A 7989-nucleotide genomic window follows, 5' to 3' on the forward strand; every position below is an offset into this window, starting at 1 on the left:
GGCTTTCACCGCCGGGACAGCACATGATTTTAGCGGCAATCTCTTTGCTCAGAATATACAGCAATGTTTCCATTAGTAAAATAATTTTCCAGATAAGTGACAAATACCCTTTGGACCGGCGATAACACCACTTCTTTTTTAAAAACAAGATGAAATTGCCGCGTGAATGCCTGCTGCTCAAGGTTATATACCTTGATTTGCCCGGTTTTTTCATAGGCAGTTGCCGCAACTTTGGAAACAAAGGATATTCCCATTCCCTGGGACACAGCCGATAAAATGCTCTGGGTGTCATGAAAACAGGCCACAATATTCAGATTCCGGACAGAAATGCCCTGCTTATACAGCAGTTGTTCCATTTCCACACGGGTGCCGGAGCCGTCCCCGCGCATCACAAAAGGCTGTTGCCGCAAAAACGCCGGCAGGTCGCGATACATCGCCCCTTTGTTAACCGGCATCGATTTGGGGGTAATCAGCACCAGTCTGTCATGATAGAAAGGAACTGTCAGCAAACAACGGGAATTGACGCTTGTGCCCACTATACCAAAATCATACCGGTATCCCAAAAGCCCTTCCACTACCTGCTGGCTGCCCGCCTGGTGGATATGAAACACGATACGGGGATACTGTTTTTGAAAGGCGGTAATGATTTCCGGCAGCAAAAACTGAGCAGGCACGGTAGAGGCTAAGATGCTGATTTCTCCCATCAACTCCCGGTCAATCCTACTGACACTGCTGATAGCCTCATCGCGCAGGGCAAGGATGCTTTTGGCCCGGTGAAACAACTCTTTGCCTGTCTGGGTTGGATAAACCGCCTTAGTCGAACGTATCAACAGCTGCGCCCCGATCTCATTCTCTAGAGAACTGATATGGGCACTAATGGTCGGCTGAGACAAATAGATCATGTCGGCGGCCTTGGAAAAACTGTTGTATTGAACCACTGCGACAAATGCTTCCAATTGTTTCATTTCCATCTTGCTACCTCCCGTAAACTCTGCTCAAGCGCTGCAAAGAACAGCCGCTTCCTCGCTCTGTATTGCCTAGACTAAGTAATCGTACTGAACATACTTTGCCTGTATGCCACACACTCCGCCGGTATTGCCGCCGACGGAGTGTAAGGACAATCAATTAGATTTTTACTTCAAAGATTGCCGCTTTAACTTTCTATGACCCGCAAAAGGTCATCCATCTTAGGTAAAGTACGCAGGCTTTGCTGCTTCGTCATGGAAAGGCCTCCTTGCACGAGCTGTTATTATTCGCCGATATACCCTTTGCTCAATAAAATGCCCTTGGCCTGTTCCACTTTTGCCTCAGAGATCAGCACTACCGGTCCGGTACAACCCATACCGCTTTCAGCATAGATGTTTTCCTTCCACAAAGCCTGCACGGCGTCCTCCAAGTCCAAAATTTCGATGCCGTGGATTTCCGCGGTCACCACTTCTTTCGGCGGCGCTGCGGCCTTAGACACTTCTAGCGGTTGCTTTTGCACCCGGCACCCGGCTAACACAGCGTCAAGTCCGGCCTGTTTGGCCGCCTTAAGCTCTGTCGCAAAGACGCGTTGGTAGTCGCCGCCAACCAGCTCGGCCGCAAATTCAAGGGCTCCTTGGACTACAGGAGCACCGGAAGCACGGGACACGATCAGGATTAGCTTATCGAAGTTTTCTCCCATACCCGGCCCGTAGCCGTAACCGACAGACTCATAGTTGCCGCCGGTATGATATGAGGAAAATAATTTCATAAGAATGTTGCCTGTCAGTGAATCGGTGACCATTACATCACAAGAACCCCTCAAAAGATCGTTGCCCCGCATGATAGCACCGCCGTCACTTCTGCCTGAAGTGGCAAACCGGATAGGATAGCCATTGGTCGCCAGCTTCAGCAGCTGTAGTTCCGCCTGACGTGCCCCATCAATATTTAAGAGGCCCACCGTCGGTTCAGCCACACCGCAGGCTTTGGCTGTGGCAATACCATACAGGGCATTGCGCACAAGTCCCTCTACCCGGTCAAGAGCTGTTGTGCCGGTGGTGGTGGCAATATACATCGCCTTCCCCTTGGCCGGTGTAATAACACGGCCTACCGTGGAAACCCCGATGGGAAACGGGTAGTGCATGGTTACGCCGCCCTGGGCAGCCCCGCTGTCTAACAGGCTTTCCAGTGCTTCATGCCCCTCTTCTTCCGTCGAAATGCTCACTGTTTCCACACCGGGAGCGTTCGCAGGCTTCGTGCCGATGACCTTCACCTGTATTCCCTGCTTGGCTGCCATAGCCGCAGCTTGGTAAAGTTCGTCCTCACCATGCTCACTGCCAAGGGCGGTAAGGGCGATAACGGCCCGGGGAGCCTGAGCACCGTTTTCCAGTGTATCCGCCAGCTTGAGAAAGGTGTCGGCAATGATACGGTTGATCTCTTTATCCGCCATAACGCTACTCCTCCAGCTTTCCGGCAAGGTGCCCGGCAAACTCCCGCAGGGACGCGGCAATCAGCTGCTGCACCCGGGCTTCGGTAATCCCGTCCGCCTGGTTTGTACCGCTATTTTTCTGCAGCACAAAGGAAATACCGTCAAACAGGTTGGTCATGCGTCCTAAGAACAGACTTCCCTTGCCGACGAACATAGCGCGCTCTATCCTTTCCGCCAGCATTTCCTGACGTGCAAAACCAAGATACGGAACACCGGAAGGAATATGACCTTGTGTTGGCGCCCAACCGGTCATGCCGTGCTTTTCTACGAAGGAATTTAACTCCGTTTTCTGGATTTGACCCTTCATAGCAGCCAGCGCACCAATCATTTTGTAGTTGGCTTCCGGCACATTGCCCGCACCGGCAGGTTTAGTGATATCAGGATTCTGCATTTCCACCGAGTATTTGTCCACATCGGTCAGCTTAAGGCCCGCCTTCTCCAAAGCAGCAAAAGTCAATGAAGAAATGACATTTTGCGGTGCTGAGCCGGTTCCCACAGTGTGACGGCCAAGAATATCGGTATTGAGTTCAGGACTGACACCGTCATTCTCCGATATCAGCACCGCGAATCCTGCCACACAATCCTCCAATATGGGCAAGCCTTTTTTCAGATGGTCTTTGCCGTTCATCCCCAGCTTGGCTGTGGAACCACCTGCGGCTACTACCACATGTTTAAAGACTCCTGCCTTAACCAAAGAGGCCGCCTGTACCAGCGCATGGGTAGGACCGGCGCAGAAACCGCGCACATCACTGCCGGTGGCATTGATGAGTCCTGCCATTTCGGCTGCAGCTTTGGCAAAATTGCCGCCGCCACGCTGATTCATGTCACCGCAAGCTTCCTCGGAGCACTCAATTACATATTCTACTTCTTCTTTTTTCACACCGTTCTGGTGGATTAAATGCAGAACAGATACTACACAGGATGCCTTGGAAACCAGGTTTTCAAAAATGACATGAGCTGACAGGGAATCGTCAATATCATGAGCAGCCTTCACACAGCCGATTACTTCGCCATGCAGATAAATAGGCTCAGCCCCGGCGTTTTTTACCAACTCGGCAATTTCCGCTGCTCCGGCATACTTGTCCAGGCCGGCAAGCAACGCGTTGTCCACCAACGGATGGGCTTCCAGCTTCGCCTTAACAGCCTTGCTGAAATTTTCATTCAGCTTGACCAGGTCAAATACATCACAGATTTTCATCATGCCGATAAATTCATCCTGTGGCATGATTTCCCCGAACGTACCCTGGCGCTTTGCTTCCACGCGCTTGTCATACCAAGGCATAGGCAGCTCTGCCAGTTCATCGGGTGTCATATTACCGATATAAACCTGATTGGGCGGATAAGCTGCACACGCCTCATAGTCACGCAGGCCATGTACGATTTCTTTCAGGTAATCGGAATCAGGTTTTACTCTCTTTTCAGTAGTTTGGGTCGTACCATTATGAACAACCATGTCTGGCGTATGTGCCAGAAAGTAGCTCGCCCCTTTGAGTACGCTGTACATAGGAAACACCCTTTCATCTAAAGATTAAACGGGCGCTAAAAGATAAGGCCTACTATGTAATCCTCTCTCTTACCGCCCGCACATTCCTCCTGTCACTCGCGTGAAGTGATAGTGATACGGCTTATCTTAGCAATACATGGAAATAAAACTTATTAATCGGAATTGCCCGGAGCTTAGTCGCTCTTACTCCCGCCTAAAGAGGCGGGAGTTTTAGAGCGAATTAGCGGATAAAACCCTAGAACTTGCAGTATTGATCGCGAATGGATTTCATTTCATCAACAATGCTGTCGATATCCAGAACCATTTCCATCATACTGATTTGTTCTTCATATACCTGTGGGTCTACCTCGGCCTTCATTTCCGGCTCGCACATATGGTATACTCTCAGTCCCAACTGGACTCCCGCCAAAGGACCTGCAAAAGTGGGGTCGCCGGCTGTTACGGTTTCGGCTGCAAGACCTGCCGCCTCTCCCTCGGCTGCGCCGAGCAGGATTACGATGTTTTCCGCACCGTATTCCTCCGTGAATTCCTTAACCCGCTTTTGGTTTTCCAGGTCCATAGCGCCCGCAGCAGTTCAGACAAAGCATTCTGTTGATGAGAATACTACATCCGCGCCTGCGGTTTGCGCACAAAGTGCAATCGCGGGGCCGGGGATGCCGTCCCTGTCGCCGATAATAATGACTTTTTTGTCTTTCAGCAACATAGCCTGATTCCTCCTAATTTTAATTTTATTTAAACGGTCCCGGCGGTACCGCGACCGCTAAATAGCTTAATCGCTAACTAATTAAATGTATTTTTTAATCATTTGCTCCACATTGTCCGGGGTAGCATCTTCTTTCACCAATTCTTCCACTTTGGCGCCGCCTTTATAGATAGCGATAACCGGCAGGCCCATGATCTTTTGACTGATGGCCAGACGGCGGGCACCTGTGGTATTGAGTTTAGTAAATTTGATTTTATCCCCGTAGGTTTTTTCAAGGGCTTCAACGTGGGGCAGCAATGCCTGGCAAGGTACACAGCCATCGCCGAAAAAGTCTACCAGTACAGTGCCCTCTGCTTTAAGCACTTCGGTTTCAAATGTCTCTTTGTCAACAACTAACATAACAACACTCTCCCTTTTGTTGTATCGATATGCCGAACAATCGAGCAATCGAATCTTAGTGTTCTAAATATTTTTCCGCCATCATAGCGGCTATCGCCCCGTCTGCGGCGGCGGTTACAACCTGGCGCACATCTTTGACCCGGATGTCACCGGCGGCAAATACGCCGGGAACATTGGTTTCCATTCTTTCATTGGTCGGTATGTAACCATCCTTCAGCGTAATAGCTCCCTCGAATATGCTGGATTGAGGCAAAAAGCCGATAAAGCCGAACACCCCAAAGGTGCCATCCTCTGCCGGAGCCTGAATCTCTGTTTCCTCACCGGTTTTCAGATTCTTTATAACCATGGATTCAAGCAAGCCGTCGCCTTTTAATTGGGTGATGACAGTATCCCACATAAAATTGATTTTAGGATTTTTGAGCGCCTTCTCCTGAATGGATTTAGCAGCCCGCAGCTGATCACGGCGATGGACTATGGTTACTTTGCGACCAAATTTAGTCAGATACATAGCTTCTTCCACGGCAGTATCGCCGCCGCCGACCACATAAATATCCATGTCTTCAAAGAAGTTGCCGTCACAGGTGGCACAATAGGAAACGCCTTTACCGATGAGTCCTTTTTCGCCTTCGCAGCCAATGGGGCGAGGATATGCGCCGGTAGCAATAATTACACTGCGGCCATGGTATTCGCCTTTTTTGCCTTTAAGCACTTTGACATCACCGGAAAAGTCGACTGCGGTAATGGTATCCTGAGCGCGTTCTACACCGAACTTTTCGGTTTGGTGGGTCATGCGAGCAACTAAGGATACGCCGGATTCTTCTTCTATGCAACCGGGATAGTTTTCTACCTCGGAGGTGATAACAATCTGCCCGCCGTCTTTATCTTTTTCAATTAGGAGAGTCTTCAGCCGCGCCCGGCCGGCATACAGTCCTGCCGCAAGCCCTGCAGGACCGCCGCCGATAATGATAATGTCATAAGTTTGCATGATAGTTCACCCTCTTCTTTAATTTACAGCAGTACCCGCTCCTCACCCTGACGGACGGTAAATTTGTCCCTGTCCATTTTCTCAGCGTTATTAGGGTAATCGACTACAAATTAATACCTATCTGCTTATTGCCACGCCATTGAATGAATTTTTCCAAGTCACCATAAGAAATAGTAACAGTTTCAGTATTTATATTAGGATGAAATTTCAGGCGATTATATTTTTTTAGTTTTGCGTCAAGCACAACAATCACTTGCTGGTTGCCATCATTCAATAAGCCAAAAGGAGAAACCGCACCTCGCGATAATCCAAGATATTGTTCAAGCCGCTTTTCCGAAGCAAAACTTACCTGCTTTTCAGCCAGATGTTTCGCCAGAAGCTTCAGCTCAATCGTGGTTGAATGATCGGCAATGACAAGAAAATGCTTATCCCCTTTCGGGTTCCGAAGAAAAAGACTCTTGCACACAGCCCCCTCTTCGCCGCCAATATATTGCTCCCATTCTTCTACGGTATATACAGGCGGATGTTGATAAAGCTGGTATGAAATATTCAATTCATTAAATGCCTGAAACACTTTTTGGTCTTGTTCCATTACTGAAACTCCTTTTTAATCCATAATATTATCTTTGTGCTAATCACGACCGGCAATGTATTACAACAGCAACTGTTTTACAATGTCTGGGAGGTCTGAGCCTCCTTAGCATTGCTCACAGACAGTACCGCCAATTTCTCTATATCAGTATTTGCTACTCAAACTGAGTCGGTTCGGTAATGTCCGTAGTCAAGGCATCCAGCGCCTTTTTAACAAGTGTTTTTCTTAAAGCATGTTCCTCGCCCTTATCAAACTTTGGATTGCCCACCGGATAAGGAATTGCAACTGTCGGAACAATCCGGTTGGCACCGACTGATTCGCTAATGGTCGTAATGGTAGCCATATGAACAATCGGAATGCCATATCTTTCGATTTCTTTTACCATCGTTGCACCGCAACGTGTACAAGTGCCTCAGGTAGAGGTCAGGATTACACCATCCACTCCGGCAGCTTGTAATTCTGCACCGATTTCCGTGCCAAATTCCACTGATTTGCTTACGGCAGTGCCGGTGCCGGTGGTGGTATAAAACCAGTCGAAAACCTTGCCAATATATCCTTCGGCTTCATATTCTTTTAAAATATCCAAAGGAGCGACGCGGTCTGGAAACTCATTGGCATATACGGGGTCGTAGCCGCCATGGGTTGTATAATAGCAGGGAGCTTCCAGGGCATTACTTGCACTGACATCATACTTGCCCCATTTTTGGGCGCTGGCTGATTGGATTTTGTCCGGATTTCCCGCCGGAACAATACCGCCGGTGGTGCACAAGGCAATGGTGGCCTTGCTTAACTCTTTAATGGCTGCGGCAGGAGCCACTACATCAAAAACCGGCATCGGCATTTCGGTTTCAAACGGCTCACCCTTCAGCCGCGCTAAGAGCATTTCCACCGCCCGCTCAGAACCTCTTTTTTCCACAAAGAGAGTTTTTCTCATACCCCGGGCAATGTAACCTTCTGCTTCCGGTGAACCAATTTCAATCCCCTTTGCCAGCTTATAGGCGAGAGACGCCATTAAGGGCAATGCTTTACGCATGCCGCCGGCGTTATCGCTGGTACTTACCACATAGGCGACGGCTTTGCAGGTATCCACTCCGGGGTTTTCCACATACATGCCGGTGACTACCGGAATGGTCAGCTGCTCGGCAACTGCTTTGGAAATCTCTGCGCAGGCTACGCCGTACCGTCCGGCATTAAAGGCCGGACCGGCGACAAAAACATCCGGCGCAGCTTCTTTGACCATCTGCAAAATAGTTGCCATAGCGGCTTCCTTGCTCTCGTTGAAATAGTTATCACCGCAAATAATGGTGCCGGTAACTGTTCCTTCACCCTTGAGCAAGCCTTCAAAACCCATGGC

Annotated in this window: 8 protein-coding genes; all 8 read right to left on the reverse strand. The window is 49.3% G+C overall.

Annotation, left to right across the window (positions count from 1 at the left end; genetic code table 11):
• Positions 1–29: 29 nt before the first annotated feature.
• Positions 30–971 carry a selenium metabolism-associated LysR family transcriptional regulator gene (locus GT1_RS19895; RefSeq protein WP_188400180.1) on the reverse strand — a complete coding sequence of 314 codons (942 nt, stop codon included), beginning with the start codon at positions 969–971 and terminating at the stop codon, positions 30–32.
• 278 nt (positions 972–1249) lie between these two features.
• Positions 1250–2413, reverse strand: a complete 1164-nt coding sequence (grdD, locus tag GT1_RS19900) for a glycine/sarcosine/betaine reductase complex component C subunit alpha (protein ID WP_188400181.1) — start codon at positions 2411–2413, stop codon at positions 1250–1252.
• A gap of 4 nt (positions 2414–2417) precedes the next feature.
• Positions 2418–3956, reverse strand: a complete 1539-nt coding sequence (gene grdC / locus GT1_RS19905; protein ID WP_188400182.1) for a glycine/sarcosine/betaine reductase complex component C subunit beta — start codon at positions 3954–3956, stop codon at positions 2418–2420.
• A 235-nt stretch (positions 3957–4191) separates the two neighbouring features.
• Entirely contained in the window at positions 4192–4659 is a 468-nt protein-coding gene (gene grdA / locus GT1_RS19910; RefSeq protein WP_083945402.1) for a glycine/sarcosine/betaine reductase complex selenoprotein A, read from the reverse strand.
• Positions 4660–4740: 81 nt separating this feature from the next.
• A complete protein-coding gene (locus GT1_RS19915; RefSeq protein WP_188400183.1) occupies positions 4741–5058 on the reverse strand; it encodes a co-chaperone YbbN in 318 nt (105 codons plus the stop codon).
• Between the two features lie 55 nt (positions 5059–5113).
• Positions 5114–6043, reverse strand: a complete 930-nt coding sequence (trxB, locus tag GT1_RS19920; protein ID WP_223226394.1) for a thioredoxin-disulfide reductase — start codon at positions 6041–6043, stop codon at positions 5114–5116.
• A gap of 103 nt (positions 6044–6146) precedes the next feature.
• Positions 6147–6635 (reverse strand): prolyl-tRNA synthetase associated domain-containing protein, encoded by a 489-nt coding sequence (locus tag GT1_RS19925; protein ID WP_188400184.1) that lies wholly within the window; start codon positions 6633–6635, stop codon positions 6147–6149.
• 154 nt (positions 6636–6789) lie between these two features.
• A partial coding sequence (locus tag GT1_RS19930) for a glycine/betaine/sarcosine/D-proline family reductase selenoprotein B (RefSeq protein WP_188400185.1) occupies positions 6790–7989 on the reverse strand: 1200 nt, incomplete at its 5' end.

The organism is Sporomusa sp. GT1 (genome assembly GCF_014634905.1).
In the GTDB taxonomy this organism is placed as follows: Bacteria; Bacillota; Negativicutes; order Sporomusales; family Sporomusaceae; genus Sporomusa; species Sporomusa sphaeroides.

Bases quoted from the DNA above. Each gene is read 5' to 3' on its own strand.
- GT1_RS19895 (WP_188400180.1), bottom strand. From the start codon at position 971: ATGGAAATGAAACAATTGGAAGCATTTGTCGCAGTGGTTCAATACAAC.
- grdD (WP_188400181.1), bottom strand. From the start codon at position 2,413: ATGGCGGATAAAGAGATCAACCGTATCATTGCCGACACCTTTCTCAAG.
- grdC (WP_188400182.1), bottom strand. From the start codon at position 3,956: ATGTACAGCGTACTCAAAGGGGCGAGCTACTTTCTGGCACATACGCCA.
- GT1_RS19915 (WP_188400183.1), bottom strand. From the start codon at position 5,058: ATGTTAGTTGTTGACAAAGAGACATTTGAAACCGAAGTGCTTAAAGCA.
- trxB (WP_223226394.1), bottom strand. From the start codon at position 6,043: ATGCAAACTTATGACATTATCATTATCGGCGGCGGTCCTGCAGGGCTT.
- GT1_RS19925 (WP_188400184.1), bottom strand. From the start codon at position 6,635: ATGGAACAAGACCAAAAAGTGTTTCAGGCATTTAATGAATTGAATATT.